This window comes from Photobacterium sp. ABD4_091, assembly GCF_056160145.1.
Window position 1 is genome coordinate 2,324,048 of sequence record NZ_JBSWWQ010000001.1, and the last position, 16,588, is coordinate 2,340,635.

Consider the following 16,588-nt stretch of genomic DNA (forward strand, 5'->3'; position numbering starts at 1 on the left):
GGAATTGTGGGCTTAATTGTTTGCGTCGGGTTTTTGACGATTTTGAGCGGTTGGCTGCTTATCTTTAACCGAGGTGTTTATTATCTAACCACTAGCGTCAGCGTAGCGGCAACTCTTTTCCCCTTTTCATTGATTACTCTCCCTTTATTACTTGGTTTTCTTTAAAATCAGCACCCTAGCAGCCATTAATTTGCTGGTATGCTTTTTGCATTGTTAGTACTTATCGATAGAGGGGATGGACAGATGGATCGCGCATTATTTCTTGCCATGAGTGGCGCCAAACAAGATATGTACGGCATGCAGGTTGCAGCCAATAACTTGGCGAACGTGAACACCACGGGCTTTCGCGCGGATCTGCAGCAAGCGAGAAGCATGCAGGCTTATGGCGAAGGGTTGCCGACCCGCGTTTTCTCAATGACTGAGCGCCCGGGCAACAACTTTGAGCAGGGCTCGGTAAAAACGACCGGGCGAGCCTTGGATGTGGCGGTGGAAGGCAATGGGTGGCTGGCAGTACAAGATGCCTCGGGCCAAGAAGCCTATACCCGTGCCGGCCATCTGAAAATTGATGAAATGGGCATGCTGCAAAACAGCAACGGCCAGCTAATTTTGGGCGATGCCGATGCACCGATTTTCGTCCCGCTCCCTATCAACAAGATTGAGATCCAAAAAGACGGCACAGTGAGTATCTTGCCGCAGGGTGCGCCACCGGAAGCGATGGTTGCCATTAACCGGATCAAACTGGTTAGCCCAGAAAATAACAGCTTGTACAAAGATGTCGATGGCTTGTTCAAGGCAACAAACCCAGCCCCGCAGGGGTTGGAAGCTGATGCAGGTGTAACCTTACTGAGCGGTGCCCTTGAGGGCAGCAACGTCAATGCCGTCGGTGAAATGGTTAATATGATAGACCTTCAGCGCCACTTTGAAATGCAAGTCAAATTAATGAAAACCGCAGAAGACATGGATAAAGCGTCTTCATCTTTAATGCGTATCGGATAATAGCGAGGAGTTAACCAATGCATCCAGCTCTTTGGGTCAGTAAGACTGGTCTTGATGCCCAGCAAACCAATATCTCAACGGTTTCCAACAACCTAGCTAACGCCTCGACGGTCGGCTTCAAGAAAAGCCGCCCAGTTTTTGAAGACTTGTTCTACCAGAATATTAACCAGCCTGGCGGCCAGGCGACACAGGATACCACGCTGCCATCTGGCTTGATGCTGGGTGCAGGTTCTAAGGTCGTTGCTACCCAGAAAGTATTTACCCAAGGCAATACCCAAACCACCGACAATGCCCTCGATATGATGGTCGAAGGCGACGGGTTCTTCCAGGTGATGCTGCCAGACGGTAATATCGGTTATACCCGAAACGGCCAGTTCACGGTCAGTAACGAAGGCCAGATCGTTACTTCAGGTGCCGGTTACGTGCTGGAGCCTGAAATTGTGGTGCCTGACAATGCGGTGGCGATCACCGTTGGTACCGATGGTGAAGTCTCTGCCCGAATTCGTGATCAGCAGGAAAACCAGGTGCTGGGCCAGATCAACCTGACTAACTTTATCAATCCAGGCGGTTTGGAGCCGATTGGCCAGAACCTTTACCTACCTACAGGGGCGAGCGGCGATCCTCAGGAAGGGATCCCGGGACTTGATGGCTTCGGTAGCGTACGCCAGTCGATGCTGGAAACCTCAAACGTGAATGTGACCGAAGAGCTGGTCAACATGATTGAGGCGCAGCGGGTTTACGAGATGAACTCCAAGGTGATCTCAACCGTTGACCAGATGCTGAGCTACGTTAACCAGCAGCTATAACAGGGAGTAGGGTATGGGTAAGTATTGGCCAGTCTTGCGGGTGGCATTGTTGGTGGCGTTGCTGTCGGGCTGTGCACAGGACTTTGACACGGGATCGGATCTCGATAGCGCTGTCAGCGAAGTGGATGCAGTGGAAGGCACCACGGAACAAAGCGATGGCATTATCGGTATGGTCAGAACCCGCGAAGATGCCGTGCAGGGTGACCCGAACTGGTCTTCAGTCCGCCCGCCGGAAAAGCCGGAGCATTACGCGACCTCTACCGGTTCATTGTTCAGCAATACTAACTCTATGGGGCTGTACAACGATTCCCGCCCAACAGGTCTTGGCGATATCGTCACCGTATTGCTGGAAGAAAATACCCAGGCCAGGAAGAGTGCCAGCTCGGATTTGGGTAAATCGACTGACATGAACATGCAGCCGATCATGCTGGGCGGCCGCCCGGTCAATATTGGCAACTATGATTTGTCCTACGCCCTGACCAACGACAACTCTTTTTCCGGTAGCCTTTCCTCGGATCAAAGCAACAGTTTCTCCGGCTCTATTTCGGTCGAGGTGATCGAAGTGCTGCCGAACGGCAACTTGCTGGTGAGGGGGGAGAAGTGGCTGACCCTGAACAGCGGAGATGAATATATCCGGGTCAGCGGCACTATCCGCCCTGACGATATCGACGGGGAAAACTCGATTCCGTCAACGCGTATCTCCAATGCCCGCATTCAGTATTCGGCAACGGGCGATCGCCAAGATACCCAAACACCGAGCTGGTTCGCCCGGTTCTTCAACGCGGCGATGTAAATCATGAAAAAGTTATTTCAATCAGTGTTGTTTAGTTTGTTGATGGTTTCGGTGTTGCCTGTTGTTTCATCGCAAGCACATGCTGCCCGGATCAAAGATGTGGCGGCTGTGGCTGGTGTCCGGGATAACCAGCTGGTGGGTTATGGCTTGGTCGTCGGTCTGCCGGGTACCGGCGAATCCTCATCGGCGTTTTACACCGAGCAAAGCTTCCGTGCGATGCTGAATAACTTTGGTATCAATATCCCTGAGGGTGAGCGTTTCCGTACTCGAAACGTAGCGGCTGTCGCTGTCCATGCAACGCTGCCGCCTTTCTCCAAACAAGGCCAGCAAATTGATGTGACCGTCTCCTCGGTGGGGTCAGCAAAAAGCCTGCGTGGCGGTACCCTGCTGCAAACCTTCCTTAAAGGTCTGGATGGCAACATTTACGCCGTTGCCCAGGGTAGCCTGGTGGTGGGCGGCTTTACTGCCGATGGCGCTGACGGCTCGCGCATTGTCAGCAATACCCCGACCGTTGGTACTATTCCTTCCGGTGCGATTGTTGAGCAAGAAGTGCCAAACCCGTTTGGCCGTGGTGATTTCCTGACGTTCAACCTGTTTGAGCCGGACTTTTCTACCGCGCAGAACATGGTCGATGCCATTAACAATTTCCTTGGCCCTGATGTTGCCTCGGCGATGGATGCCGCTTCGGTGCGGGTTCGTGCGCCGCGTGATGTCAGCCAGCGGGTCGCTTTCCTCTCGACAATTGAAAACGTCGAGTTCGAGACAGCGGATTCCGGCGCGCAGATTATTGTTAACTCGCGGACCGGGACGATTGTTATCGGCCAGCATGTGCGTTTGAAGCCGGCGGCGATCACCCACGGTGGTATGACGGTTTCTATCAAGGAAAACCTGGCGGCAAGCCAGCCGAACGCGTTTGCCGGCGGCCAGACGGTGGTGGTGCCTGATAGCGAAATTACCGTGACCGAGGAAGACTCACGGATGTTCCTGTTCGAGCCAGGCGTGACGCTGGATGACTTAGTCCGTGCGGTGAACCAGGTTGGCGCAGCACCGTCAGATCTGATGGCGATTTTGCAAGCCTTGAAGCAGGCGGGTGCCATCGAAGGCCAGCTGATCATCATCTAACGGGAGAGCCTGATGAAAAGTCCAACTGATACCAGCTTTGTTCTTGATATCTCTAGCCTTGATCGGCTTCGTGCCGGGGTGAAAACCGGTAAAGAAGGTGAGCAGGCTAGCCTGCGAGCGGCTGCCGAGCAGTTTGAAGCTATCTTTACCCAGATGATGTTTAAGTCAATGCGCGAGGCCAATTCGGCCTTCGAGTCGGATTTGATGAGCAGCCGCAATGCCAAGTTCTTCGAGCAGATGCACGATGAACAGATGGCCAGTGAACTCAGCCGTAGTAATTCATTGGGCTTGGCGGATATGATTGTCCAGCAGCTCGGTGCCCATCAAGATACTGACTCAGCAGAACAAAGTGATGGCACTCTCGCTAAAGAGCAAGAATTTATTGAGCTAGACAAGGGCGGCAAATACCTGCCTTTTGAGCGGCAAGTGTTTGAAGACAATGAACATGCTGGGCTAAATCACCCACATTTATCGCCTGCGGCGGTGGGACCAAAGCCGGCAATGAGCGAAGAAGAAATCACCCAGATTGCCAACAGGGCGATTGTCCAGCGTGATCAGGTCAATAGTGTTTCTGCACTGCCTGTACCCTCAACGTTGCCGGAAAGCTTCGATTCCCCAGAGGCGTTTGTTACCCATATGGCGCCTTACGCTCGGCGTACTGCCAATGTTTTGGGGGTTGATCCTGCGGTGTTGATTGCCCAGGCAGCCTTGGAAACTGGGTGGGGGAAAAAAGTGATCAGCAATGCGGCTGGTAACAGCAATAACCTTTTCAATATCAAGGCCGATCCGAGCTGGAAAGGGGATAAAATGGCGACCCAGACCCTAGAGTATCACCAGGGAATTGCGGTCCAGGAGCGGGCAGCATTCCGTTCTTATGACTCTTTCGATGAAAGCTTCAGTGATTACGCGGCGTTTTTGAAACGAAACCCGAGATACTCGGTAGCGCTAGAAAATACGCAGGATCCGAAAGCGTTTATAAACGAGATCCACAAAGCGGGTTATGCGACCGATCCTCGGTACAGCGAAAAGGTCATGCGGGTTTACGATCAGGTAAATAACTTGATGGACAAAAAGCATTAAAAACAGCAGCAATAGAAGGAAGGGAGTATATTAGACAAATACATCCACAATTGATGAAATGATATTCAACGTATCTTCACTTTCAGACAGTGCCGACTGTATCTCATTACTCTCTACTTTTGCCTGATTACCTTCCCGAACATTATCCAGAATTACAGGTGCGATAATCTCTTTAATAGCATAGCCAAGTAATGTTGCAATACCAATATTCATAATTTCCACCAATGGGTTATATTGAATAGATAGTGTAATTATATATGCAATTTATACTGTTTATCTAGTGTAAATCGAAATAAATTATAAATGTTAGATCTGGTTATCATTTATCGTCAACAATGTTAACGCGATGTGTTGGTTATAGCCTCGCCCTATTTAAAACTATTTTTGGTACATCAGGGATAAGTGGAGATATGTTGATTGGAATATAGAGTTGAGTGTTTTGTCAATTAATTGACGCTTTGATTAAAGAAGGCTTGTCATGATAGACAAGCCTTTTATAGTTACAATCAAATAGCAAAGTCTTCTTTGATCTGTTTTGCGATGGCCTCTGCAACAGGATATTTGTTATCAATCAAAGGTGGGTAGCAGAATCGCTTCTCACACTTTTTGTCCATCCCTTGGCCGAAGAGTGGTGTTGGAGTGGTGAAGTCGTCATCAGATCTGCCGGCAAAAAAGACATAGCATGGCTTACCGAGAGCGACTGTTAGCATGTGAACTGCGGTTCCTGCTGTAAACACAGCATCAAGTGATTCAATTAGCGCTGCAGTTGAAGTAAAGTCATCTTTTAGGTCGAGTTCATCAAAGTCTACAATATCAATGCCGGTAAATTTTTTGAGCTTTTTCAGTTCTTTAGTGCAATCACCGTACTGTAGGTTATAGAAAGTTGCATTTGGGAATTGCTTCATAAAATGAGCTATGTCATTGAGAGACATATAGTGGATGTTACGGCTATTGGCCGACATTCCACTGCGCCAGCAAAGTCCTATTCTTATTGAGTCCTGCTTAGAGGTACTGTTAACTCGATGCTGCCATATTTCTTTTAACTCCGTTGGAGATGAAAGGTATTTCTCATCAAGCCAGTGTTGGCCAATTTCTCCATATATGTGTCTACCGATGCTGCCAACAGGAAGCCATGTTTCAACTTCATCTAATATGTAATGTTTATCTTTGTTATTGAAAAACTCAGAGTTTGGTCTCAAAGGTATAATCGAAACCGTTGGGAAGGCTTTTTCCATTAATAGGGCTAGGCGCTGATCACAAGCTAGGTAAACATGGTCAACTCTTTCTAATATGTATTTTACATTATGATAGAAATTAATTTCATCACCGACTCCTTGCTCCCTTACTAGAAGAATACTTAATGCATTACTATCTGGGTGCCAAACAGGTTTATCCAAGGGGTTTGACATTCTTTCTTTAACAGGAATACCACTTTCATAAAGAGCATAATATTCCTGCCATGACAAATTACTTTTTGCAGAAAAGCTTTGGTTCCACTTTAAAAGGTCTAACTTCTCTTGATCAATAGGGAACTCTTTGAGCTTTGTGATAATTTTATCGACCTCACTTAGCTCACCAGTGTAAATTTTCAACATGTAAAGGCAGGATAAAAGTTCGTAATGTCGGTACGAATTTATTTCTACTTTATTTAATGCTTTAAGTACTTTAGTTTTTACCCTATTAACATTTTCAGCGGTGAAGCTTTTCTTGTCTTTTAAGTATCCATAGCTGACCACTGCATCCAACCATTCAATGTTATTACATTCCCTGTTGGTCGTTTTCAATGTGTTGATAATGTTTAAGGCTTTGTCATATTCTCTTTTGAGATAAAGTAGTTCAATCCAGTTTGCTTTAACAGTAACTTGTTCGTCGTTCTGAACATTATTACAAAACGTGCGGCACGCATTGATACCAGCATCATACTGTTTTGTAGCACGGCTCAATTTGGATAGCTCCAAAACCGCATTCTCGTGTATTGGCTTAATTTCTAATATTTTTTTTAGTGTGTGGCTGGCTTCAGTATGTTTATCTTGTTCTATCTGGGTATGAGCCAGAATGCTCAACACTGCCACATTTTGTGTGTCCAGGATTAGTAGGGGCTTGAGCAACTGTTCTGCGAGTTCGAAGTTTTTGGATATGAGCAAGTTAGCCGCTGTTTCTAAAGTTTGCCTGATTTCATTCTGGATATGCTCTTGTTTAGACTGTTTAACTGCTTTAGAAATGTCACTGGCTTTTTTGCTATCTCCACGTAAACCCATTGAGTGTGAAATCTGGCCGCGAAGTTCAAGCGCGCCACTATGGAGAGGATCAATGAGTAAAATTTGATCTACTACCACAAGAGCTTCATTGTTTTTACTTTGTAGTTTGAGGGTATGTGCGAGATCTAAAGTTAATGAGACTTCATTTGGTGACAGTAATAAAGCTTTCCTGAGTTTCGCCTCGGCGCTAGCGTATAGCTTGTCCTCGACATCCAATATGGCAAGAACCTGCAAGACGTCTATGGCTTGAGGGGCTTTTTCAAGGATTGATGTAAATATCTCACGAGCTTTGGTTTTTTTACCTTCTTGGTAGGTTTTTATACCCAGTTGGAAAGCTTCTTGCAGACTGAGTGTTGCCGTCGGGGTTAAATCAATTCTCATACCAAACTCTTAACATTTACGTAGATTGCCATTGCTATGATAAATGCAAATTACATGCCTGTTCTTTTTTTGGCTTGATTTTTGCTTGTTTATGCTTTGATGGTTGTGAACGGATTGGTTGGAGGTATTAATGGCGCTGGATCTACTGAATATCGGTATGAGTGGACTGAGGACATCTCAGAAGCAGCTCAATGTCACTAGCCATAATATCAGTAACGTTAATACGCCGGGCTACAGCCGCCAGAGTGCGGAACAGAAGGCGGATGATGCCCACTGGATTGGCGGCAGCCAGTATGGCACCGGTGCCTACATCGATAATGTACGTCGTGCCTATGACCAATTTGCCGCCAGGGAGCTAACCCAATCGACAACCCAGCTTCACCAAGCCAATGAGAGTCACGCCCAGCTAGCCGTGATGGATGAGTTTATCTCCAACAACGCTAGCAAAACTATCTCCAGCATGAATGATTACTACGATTCGGTGAAAAGCTTGGCGGATCAACCCAATGATCTTGGGTCTCGAAAGGCGGTGCTGGAAAACGCCTCTCTGGTGAGCCAAACCGTCAAAAGTACCTATGACACGCTTTCAAGTATGCAGCGTGATGTCAATGATCAGTTGGTGGCAACGGTTGACCGGGTCAACACCTTGGGGCAAGAGATTGCCACATTGAACAAGCGTATCCAGGAAAACCCAGCAGGCGAGAAAAACGATTTATTCGACCAGCAGCAGAGCTTGGTGAATGAACTGGCCCAGTTTACTAAGGTCACTGTGTTGAAGGGCAAGGATAACCTCGCCAATACGGTCATTATCGGCGATGGGCAAACACTGGTTTCCGGGACGGAATCTTCACGCCTGACAGTGATCCCTGGTGAGCCGGATCCGTTGCAAACTCAAGTTGCGGTCGATGATGGCCACAATACCACGCCTATCAGAACAGACAGTCTTGGCGGTAAATTAGGTGCTATGGTCGCCTTTAGGCGGGATGTCGTTGAGCGCAGCATTGACGAAGTGGGTCGGATGGCGATCGGTTTTGCAGGTCAAGTCAATGCTATTCAGCGCCAGGGTTTGGATTTGAATGGTGAGCAAGGGCAAAACCTGTACGCAGATATTAATGATCCAACGGCAATGGCTCAGCGGGTGCTCAAACCTGATGGTAGCTCTGCTGACCTACTGGTCGCTATTGATGATGTGTCAAAGCTGCAGCTAGGGGATTATAAGCTGCAAGCCTCGACGGACGGAACGAACAATACCTACAGTGTAACCAATGCGAAAGGCGAAGAAGTCCTCAACCAAAGTATCCAGATTGGTGATCCCCAAATACTGCTGGTTGGCGGAATGAAAATTGGTATTAACCAGCCACCTCAGGCCGGGGAGACCATTACGATCCGCCCAGTCCGCCTCGGTGGCGCCCAAATGGAGATGACGGCAACAGAGCCTGCGCAGATAGCCGCCCAGCGGACGGTTTTTGCGGCAGAGTCCAATCAAGGCTCCGCTGCGCTAGAGCCAATACAAGGCGTGACGGCAACAGGCATATATCAGGTGGTAGTTAGCAATGCGGGTGATTCGGTATCCGTGTTGGATGAGCAGGGAAGTAAGATAAATTTGACTGACGCATTGGGTAATGTCACCCAGGATCTTGCTTACCCGATGACAGATAACATTATTCGATTTGCCCCCGGGGGGACACCGAGTATTGGCCTTGGGACACCGACCCTGACTCTGAGCGGTTCTGCGGCGGGTGGCGATCAGTTTACGGTTCACCTTGGCGCGACACCTGCCGAAGGCGACAACAGTAACCTGATGGAAATGCAGCATGTGCAAACGCGCAAGAGCATGAATGATGGCCGCTCCAGTGTTATTGACTTGTTCCAGAATCTCACCACTGATGTCGGGATCCAGAAGATGAATGCTGAGAAGTTTAGTCAAATCAGCCAACTTGACTTGGATGCGGCGACCGAGCGGGTCGCCAGTGTTTCCGGGGTTAACTTGGACGAAGAAGCCGCCAACCTGATGAAGTTCCAGCAGGCTTATATGGCATCGTCACGGATCATGAGCGTGGCCCGTGAAACCTTCGATACACTGCTACGTGCGGTATAAAGCTTGGAGGCGTTATGATCAATCGAGTGTCGACTTTTTCCCAGTACCAGAATCTGACCTCTAACCTGATGCGAAAGCAGGGGGCGGTAAATAATACCAATGAGCAATTGGCTACGGGTAAGCGTATCAAGACGGCTGGGGACGATCCTATTGCGTCGGTCTCTACCCAGAACTACAAGCAGCAATTAGTGCAGATAGAGCAGTTTCAGAAGTCTATTACGCTTGCTAACAACCGGTTGGGGACATTGGAAACCTCGCTCAAAAATGTTGAAAATCATGTTGATAGTGCCAAGCAGAAAGTGATCGGTATGATCAACGGCGCAATGGCTGGTGATGACAAAACGGCATTTAAAAATGAGCTAGAAAGCTTGTATGAAGGGCTGTTGAACCTTGCCAATACCCAAGATGAAGGCGGCAATTATGTATTTGCTGGTCATCAAGTGCGAACACAGCCATTTGCAGAGGATGCTAACGGTGATGTGCAGTATAAGGGAGACAGTGGTCACCGTCAGGCTCGGATTGATACCTCGGTACATGTTGATACCAGCCAACCTGGTGATCTGGTTTTTATGGGCATCGACAACCCGTTCGGTGATTACCGTCCGGATTATGCTGGCTTGCAGGACGAATCCACGCTGTCGTTACTCTCTGCCACCAACCAGGATCCCGACGACCCTGCCTCTTACAGTGTATCTTTCGTCGACGATGGTCAAGGGGGGGTGAACTATGAGCTTTACGATGGCACCCAGCAAATTGCTACCGGTAGCTATGACCCCGCGCAGGGCATTCAGTACTCCGGTACTCCCCCTGGAAGCCAGGGGGAGCTTGATTTGCAGTTTAAAGGTGACGTGCAATTGGGAGACAGTGTCTCGTTAGATAAAACCGATACTATCGATCTGTTCGAGACACTTAATGATGCGATTAAATACTCTGAGTACCCGACTTCTTCTCCCGAGGCGCGGGCGAGTTTGCAGCGCTCGATAGAAGAGCTTAATGCCAGCTATGTCCATATGAACCAGCGCCGGGCTGAAGTCGGTACCGGACTCAAAACCTTGGAAACCTATGAAGCCCAGCATATGGACTTCGAGCTCAGTCTTAATAAAGCCAAGGGTAGCCTGGAAGACTTGGATTACAGTAAGGCGGTTATCGAGCTTAACGAGGATATGCTGGCCCTGCAGGCTTCCCAGGCAGCCTTTAACCAGACTAAACAGCTCAGCTTGTTTAACTATTTGTAACCTAATAAAAGCGGCAGGGCATTGCCGCTTTTTCTATTCTGCTCAGGTGTTACCTGACGGCAATTTCTTTCCTTGCTTGTTCCAAGCCGCCTCCTTAAAACACTCTAACAAACAGAAGCACTAATCCTTCGCTATTCTCACCCCCAAAATTTTTTTAAAAAAATCCTAAAGGTATTTTTGCTCTTGCCGTTAATAGAAGTACTTAAACAAAAATAGATATTTACCCCCCGCTTATAGGCTGGGTTGTAACTCAACAAGGAGCGAAATATGTCTGTTACCGTAAATACTAACGTTTCAGCAATGACGGCCCAGCGTCACCTTGGTAATGCCACTAATAACGTAGGCAGCAGCATGGAGCGTTTGTCTTCTGGCTTGCGTATCAACAGTGCTAAAGATGATGCGGCGGGTCTACAAATCTCTAACCGTCTAACTAGTCAGACTAATGGTCTAGACGTGGCAATGCGTAACGCTAACGACGGTATCTCTATTGCCCAGACTGCTGAAGGGGCAATGCAGGAATCGACCAACATCATGCAACGTATGCGTGACCTGTCTTTGCAGGCGGCCAACGGCTCGAACTCTGACGAAGACCGTGGTGCAATCCAAAAAGAAATGGATCAGCTAACTACCGAACTTAACCGTATTTCTGAAACTACTACCTTCGGTGGCCAGAAATTGCTAGATGGTTCATACGGTACCCAGCAGTTCCAGGTCGGTGCGGCAGCAAACGAAACGATCAGCATGTCTCTAGGTGACATTTCGGCAGATCAACTTGGCCGTACTGGTGCAAGTGCTGCAGCTACGATTTCGACAGCTGAAGTGGCAAACTTGATTGGTGGTAGTTTGCACATCGATAGTGCTAAGACAGGTTCATCATTAACGAAGAACATTGATTTGAGTGGTACTACTGATCAGGCTGGTGTTATCGATGCTATCAACTCAGGTCTATCTGGAACGGGTATGGTTGCTGAAGCAAGTAACGGCTCGATTACAATTTCAGGTATCGCGGATGACTCAGAAGCTACCGCTGGTGCGACTGTTGCTGTAGCATTGTCAGGTGCATCACGTAGTGGTGGTGCGGCTGCCGTGACTGGTAACATGACTATTGGTAGTGCTGGACAGAAATCAAGCATGTTGAGCGATCTTGATGTGACGGATGCTGCGGGTGCACAAAAAGCGGTTTATGCTCTGGATGGAGCAATTGCTTCAATTGATGATCAGCGTGCAGAGTTGGGTGCGGTACAGAACCGATTTAACCATACTTTGAACAACCTGGCTAACATCAACGAGAACGTTAATGCTTCAAATAGTCGAATTAAAGATGTTGATTTTGCAAAGGAAACCACGGATCTAACTAAGAACCAGATCCTTCAGCAGGCTTCAACTTCGATCCTTGCTCAGGCTAAAATGAACCCACAGGCAGCACTAAGCCTACTGTAATCATTTAGTCCTCTAAGGCATGGTGCGGAAAGTGCCATGCCTTTTTACCATTGTATGAGGGTGAATAAATGGAGATCCCACCTGACAGCCATGTTCGGCCAAGCTCGGTAGCCGCTAGCACTTCTAAAACTACCATACCTAAAATCGACAATACTTCTTCAGGCCGTGATATCAAAACGGCGCAAAACCAGACCATTAATGCCAACCAATCCGATACTTCCCTTGCCGCAGATAAAACCGTTAATGCCAAAGATGAAGTTTCGAATCCCCAGTTTGACGAGTCAATGGCAGAAAAAATGGCCATGTACTTCCAAAACGTCAACCGCGAACTGAAATTCCAAGTCGATAACGAAGGCGGTGATCCTATTGTTATTATCATTGATAAAGAAAGTGGTGATGTTATTCGCCAAGTTCCGGCACAAGAATTGCTAGATATTAATGAAAGTCTGGCGAAGTACCCGCCAGTCTCGCTGAGCCAGAAGGTGTAAAGGGGTCGCATGGGTTTATCTGTTGGTGGTTTAGGATCAGGGCTGGATGTCGCGGGTATGACAGATATGCTTGTGGCGGCTGAGCGAACGCCGAAACAGCAACGTATCGACAAACAGATGCAGGAAGTGGAAGTCAGCTTGAGTGCTTATGGCCAAGTGAAATCTTCCATGTCCGATATGCAGGAAATGTTTGAAGAGTTCGATGAAGATGAGGCATTCCTCAGCAAGAAAGCGGTCAGTTCTGAAGATAATTACCTGAAAGTCAGTTCTGAAAGTCATGCCCAAAATGGTAACTATTCAATTGAAATAAACCAGCTAGCGCAATCTCACCGCTTGGTGAGTAGATCTGGCCTCGATGCTGACCCCAATGCGAGCTTGGGGGATGGTGAGCTGATTTTTACTATTGGTAGTGAAACTATGTCTGTGGTTATCGACCCGGCAAAAAGTAGCCTCAAAGACGTGGTTGAAGCCATCAATAATGCGAATGGAAACCCAGGTATCAATGCGACCACCATTACCATAGGGGATCAGGCGCATATTGTATTTACCAGTGATAAAACTGGTAAGGACAATGCGATTACCATCGATGCGTCTAATGCTAATGGTGATTTGGCCGATTTAGCGTTTGACCCCAATAATCCTGGAGCAGGAGGAATGGATGAAATGCAGGAAGCGCAAGATGCGGAAATCCTGATTGATAACTTCCTCACAGCGACCAGCAGCACCAATGAGTTCGATAATGTCATTGATGGCGTGAAGCTCAATGTCGAAAAGTTGACTGGAACTACTGGCGGTAGCCGAGATGATATCGATGTAAAGAAAGTTGATATCACTATCAGTAACGATACTGGTAAAGCAAAAGAGGCCGTTGAGTCATTTACCGAAAGTTATAATGCCTTCCTTGAAATGGTCGAAGGTATGTCTAAGTATGATATTGAAGAGAAAACTGGCGGACCTTTGGTGGGTGATAGTATTACCCGATCTTTTACTGGCCAAATGCGTACATTGATGAATACCCCGGTAGAAGTGAATGGTGAGCAGTTTTACTTATCGGATTTTGGTGTGACCACGACACGTGAAGGTGTGCTAGAGATAGATAATGAGTTGCTTGATGAAGCCTTGGAAGATAATTTCATTTCTTTCAATCAGTTTTTCGCTAGCGAAAATGGCTTTTTGAAAAAAGTCGATGATTTGATGGACTCCTATGTTGGCCGTGAAGGCACCTTGACCAACAGGGAAGAGTCATTGGAAGGCCAGAAGAGCCGCTTGGAAGATGACCAACGGGAACTAGACCGCCGAATGGAAGCTTATGAAGAGCGTGTCTATAAACAGATGTCGGCAATGGATGCGGCCATCTACAAGATGAACAACGAACTGAATACTATGATGAGCTTGCTGGTGTTCTAAGGCTTAACTATGAAAGAACTAACCATTTTAGAGAAGCAGGTCCAGGACCTTCTCGCACTCGACGAGTATCCAGATGATTTTCCCGAGCAGCTCGAGCAACTCGTGGCTGCAAGGCATGAGCGGGTCAAACTGATCCTAGCTGACCGTGATAGGTTGAGCCGGGAGACCTTTGAAGACGTCCAGCAACGCACCCGCGAATTAAAAGCGTTACTTGAACAAAACAAAGCACGAATTAGGCAGAAACTACTGACCGCCAAGCAAGGTAAGAAGTCGGTGTCTGTCTATCAAATGTATCAAAAATAAATAGGAAATAGCTATGCGTGGTTCACTTCAGGCATATAAACAAGTGTCGGTTAATTCTCAGTTGGCCAGTGCATCACCGCACCGCGTGGTATTGATGCTGCTTACCGGTGCGATTGAGCGCTTGGTTCAGGCCAAAGCTGCGATGGAGCAGGGAAATGTGTCGGCAAAAGGCGAGCGGGTGTCGAAGGCACTAGCGATTATCGGTACATTGCGCGATAGCCTGTCTATGGAAGATGGTGGCGAGATCGCGACCAACCTCGACAGCCTGTATGATTTCATGATGCGTCATGTCATTGACGGCAGCTCTAACAACAAGCCGGAAAATTTGGCTGAAGTGGTCGATTTACTGCGTGAAATCAAGTCAGCATGGGAGCAAATCCCTGCCGAGTATCACCACCTGGCTGAGGAATCTTAAGCACGGCCGCAATGCGGCTATGGCATTTTTCCTGCATTCCAGCCTGATTTCTGCCTTCGAGCTATCCCAAGCTTGCATTTCATTGGGATAGCTTCACAGCTTTTGCCCCCCGTTAGTTGCCTTATTCTGTACTTTAATTACAATGGTCTGATAAGATTTGAAGTGGTTTCTCGTCGCATTCGGCAGGGTTTTTCATCTTTTTGAATATGAAAACCAAAATTGCCAGCACGAAATAACTCTTAAGTAGGCAGGCAAACTCTTTTCTATGCAAGTTCATACCCTCGTTATTGATGATGACCAGCAGCATCGCCATGATTTAAGCGTGATCCTTACCTTTATTGGTGAGCAATTTGAAGCCTATTCGTCTCTAGAGGTTAATAGTACGCACTGGGAAAAAGAGTGGGGAGCATGTTTACTTGGCAAGATCAATTCCAGCCAGTCATTGAGCACGCTGCTTAATTTTTTGCGAACCCATCATCATATTCCGGTGATTTCGATCGGTGATCACGAAGCCGATCTGGCTTCGCTACCCAACTATGTCGGCAACCTTGACAAACCATTGCATTATGGGCAGTTGAGCGATGCCTTCCGCCACTGCAAAGAGTTTTTGGGCAAGCAGACATTCCAGTTGCCTTCATTGGGCCGCAAGAATACCTTGTTCCGCAGCATGGTTGGGCGAAGTGAGGCGATCAGCGAGATCCGCCATTTGATGGAACAAGTTGCCTCTACCGATGCCAGCGTGTTGATTTTTGGCGAATCCGGCACCGGCAAAGAAGTCGTTGCAAGGAATATCCACTACCATTCGACCCGCGGCAAAGGACCGTTTGTGCCGGTTAACTGCGGCGCGATCCCTCCAGATCTGCTTGAGAGCGAACTGTTCGGTCATGAAAAGGGTGCCTTTACTGGTGCGGTGTCTGCGCGCAAGGGCCGTTTCGAACTGGCTGAAGGTGGTACGCTGTTCCTTGATGAAATTGGCGATATGCCGATGTCCATGCAGGTGAAGCTGTTGCGTGTGTTGCAGGAGCGCTGCTTCGAGCGTGTTGGCGGAAGTGAAACCATCAAGGCTGATGTCCGCATTGTTGCTGCGACTCACCGTGATCTCGAATCGATGATTGCCGATGACACATTCCGCGAAGATCTTTACTACCGCCTGAATGTTTTCCCAATCGAAATGCCGGCGCTGCGCGAGCGGATGGAGGATATCCCGCTGTTGCTGCAGGAGCTGCTGGCAAGGATGGAAGCGCAGGGAGCCAAGCCTATTCATTTCACACCGCGTGCGGTAACTTCGCTGATGGAGCATGATTGGCCGGGGAATATCCGTGAATTGGCCAACTTGGTCGAGCGCCTGATCATCCTGTACCCAGGTGAAATGGTAGATATCAGCCACCTGCCGATGAAGTACCGCTACAACCAGTTCCCTGAGTTCCAGCCGGAAGAAAGCTTCATGTCGGTTGACGACCATGAACGCTTAGCCTTGGCAGATATGTTCAGCAGCCAGAGTGCGGAGTTGGACAGTACCCAAGGCCACAGTGATTTACCGCCGGAAGGGGTAAACTTGAAAGAAATGCTGGCAGAGCTGGAAATCGACATGATCAGCCAGGCGCTGGAGGCGCAGGGCGGGGTTGTTGCCCGTGCTGCAGATATGCTGGGGATGCGCCGAACCACGCTGGTTGAAAAAATGCGCAAATATGGTTTGAGTCGCTAGCAAAAAGACCATCCTGCCTAAGGCGCCAATAAAATGGCGCCTTTTTATTTCCTTCCCCTCT

The 16,588-nt window shown here is 48.1% G+C and carries 14 protein-coding genes and 2 pseudogenes; 14 read left to right on the top strand and 2 right to left on the bottom strand.

Translation table 11 applies throughout. The annotated features are described in order from the left end of the window. The first annotated feature begins 243 nt into the window (after positions 1 to 243). From flgF to flgJ, 5 genes are read left to right on the top strand one after another with little or no spacing between them, the layout of a single operon-like run. On the top strand, positions 244 to 996 hold the full coding sequence (gene flgF / locus ACXAGQ_RS10795; protein WP_475253873.1) for a flagellar basal-body rod protein FlgF: 753 nt from the start codon (positions 244 to 246) through the stop codon (positions 994 to 996). Between the two features lie 17 nt (positions 997 to 1,013). Next, a complete protein-coding gene (flgG, locus tag ACXAGQ_RS10800) occupies positions 1,014 to 1,802 on the top strand; it encodes a flagellar basal-body rod protein FlgG (protein ID WP_044624008.1) in 789 nt (262 codons plus the stop codon). 13 nt (positions 1,803 to 1,815) lie between these two features. Continuing rightward, on the top strand, positions 1,816 to 2,595 hold the full coding sequence (locus ACXAGQ_RS10805; protein ID WP_475253874.1) for a flagellar basal body L-ring protein FlgH: 780 nt from the start codon (positions 1,816 to 1,818) through the stop codon (positions 2,593 to 2,595). 3 nt (positions 2,596 to 2,598) lie between these two features. Continuing rightward, complete coding sequence (locus ACXAGQ_RS10810) at positions 2,599 to 3,717, top strand: flagellar basal body P-ring protein FlgI (RefSeq protein WP_475253875.1); 1,119 nt, start codon at positions 2,599 to 2,601, stop codon at positions 3,715 to 3,717. A 12-nt stretch (positions 3,718 to 3,729) separates the two neighbouring features. Further along, a complete protein-coding gene (gene flgJ, locus ACXAGQ_RS10815; protein WP_475253876.1) occupies positions 3,730 to 4,797 on the top strand; it encodes a flagellar assembly peptidoglycan hydrolase FlgJ in 1,068 nt (355 codons plus the stop codon). Positions 4,798 to 4,827: 30 nt separating this feature from the next. On the opposite strand, the gene ACXAGQ_RS10820 is transcribed toward flgJ, so the two are convergent. Then, on the bottom strand, positions 4,828 to 5,010 hold the full coding sequence (locus tag ACXAGQ_RS10820) for a hypothetical protein (RefSeq protein WP_475253877.1): 183 nt from the start codon (positions 5,008 to 5,010) through the stop codon (positions 4,828 to 4,830). 293 nt (positions 5,011 to 5,303) lie between these two features. Further along, entirely contained in the window at positions 5,304 to 7,436 is a 2,133-nt protein-coding gene (locus ACXAGQ_RS10825) for a tetratricopeptide repeat protein (protein WP_475253878.1), read from the bottom strand. Positions 7,437 to 7,566: 130 nt separating this feature from the next. On the opposite strand from ACXAGQ_RS10825, the gene flgK reads away from it, so the two are divergent. The 9 genes and pseudogenes from flgK (at position 7,567) to ACXAGQ_RS10870 (ending at position 16,527) form a co-directional block, all read left to right on the top strand. After that, a complete protein-coding gene (gene flgK / locus ACXAGQ_RS10830; RefSeq protein ID WP_475253879.1) occupies positions 7,567 to 9,534 on the top strand; it encodes a flagellar hook-associated protein FlgK in 1,968 nt (655 codons plus the stop codon). A gap of 14 nt (positions 9,535 to 9,548) precedes the next feature. Next, positions 9,549 to 10,769: a flagellar hook-associated protein FlgL gene (gene flgL / locus ACXAGQ_RS10835; RefSeq protein ID WP_475253880.1), complete on the top strand. Its 1,221-nt coding sequence runs from the start codon at positions 9,549 to 9,551 to the stop codon at positions 10,767 to 10,769. 267 nt (positions 10,770 to 11,036) lie between these two features. Further along, positions 11,037 to 11,496, top strand: a pseudogene (locus tag ACXAGQ_RS10840) (flagellin N-terminal helical domain-containing protein); the annotation flags it as partial. A gap of 413 nt (positions 11,497 to 11,909) precedes the next feature. Continuing rightward, positions 11,910 to 12,209: pseudogene (locus ACXAGQ_RS10845) on the top strand (flagellin); the annotation flags it as partial. A gap of 68 nt (positions 12,210 to 12,277) precedes the next feature. Continuing rightward, the gene (locus ACXAGQ_RS10850; protein ID WP_475253881.1) at positions 12,278 to 12,697 is read left to right on the top strand and encodes a flagellar protein FlaG; all 420 of its coding nucleotides are present in this window, start codon (positions 12,278 to 12,280) and stop codon (positions 12,695 to 12,697) included. A 9-nt stretch (positions 12,698 to 12,706) separates the two neighbouring features. Next, positions 12,707 to 14,104 (top strand): flagellar filament capping protein FliD, encoded by a 1,398-nt coding sequence (gene fliD, locus ACXAGQ_RS10855; RefSeq protein ID WP_475253882.1) that lies wholly within the window; start codon positions 12,707 to 12,709, stop codon positions 14,102 to 14,104. A gap of 9 nt (positions 14,105 to 14,113) precedes the next feature. Next, the gene (locus ACXAGQ_RS10860; protein ID WP_475253883.1) at positions 14,114 to 14,407 is read left to right on the top strand and encodes a flagellar biosynthesis protein FliS; all 294 of its coding nucleotides are present in this window, start codon (positions 14,114 to 14,116) and stop codon (positions 14,405 to 14,407) included. A gap of 13 nt (positions 14,408 to 14,420) precedes the next feature. Further along, a complete protein-coding gene (gene fliS, locus ACXAGQ_RS10865; protein WP_475253884.1) occupies positions 14,421 to 14,822 on the top strand; it encodes a flagellar export chaperone FliS in 402 nt (133 codons plus the stop codon). A gap of 265 nt (positions 14,823 to 15,087) precedes the next feature. Next, positions 15,088 to 16,527: a sigma-54 dependent transcriptional regulator gene (locus ACXAGQ_RS10870; protein WP_475253885.1), complete on the top strand. Its 1,440-nt coding sequence runs from the start codon at positions 15,088 to 15,090 to the stop codon at positions 16,525 to 16,527. The last annotated feature ends 61 nt before the right edge of the window (positions 16,528 to 16,588 follow it).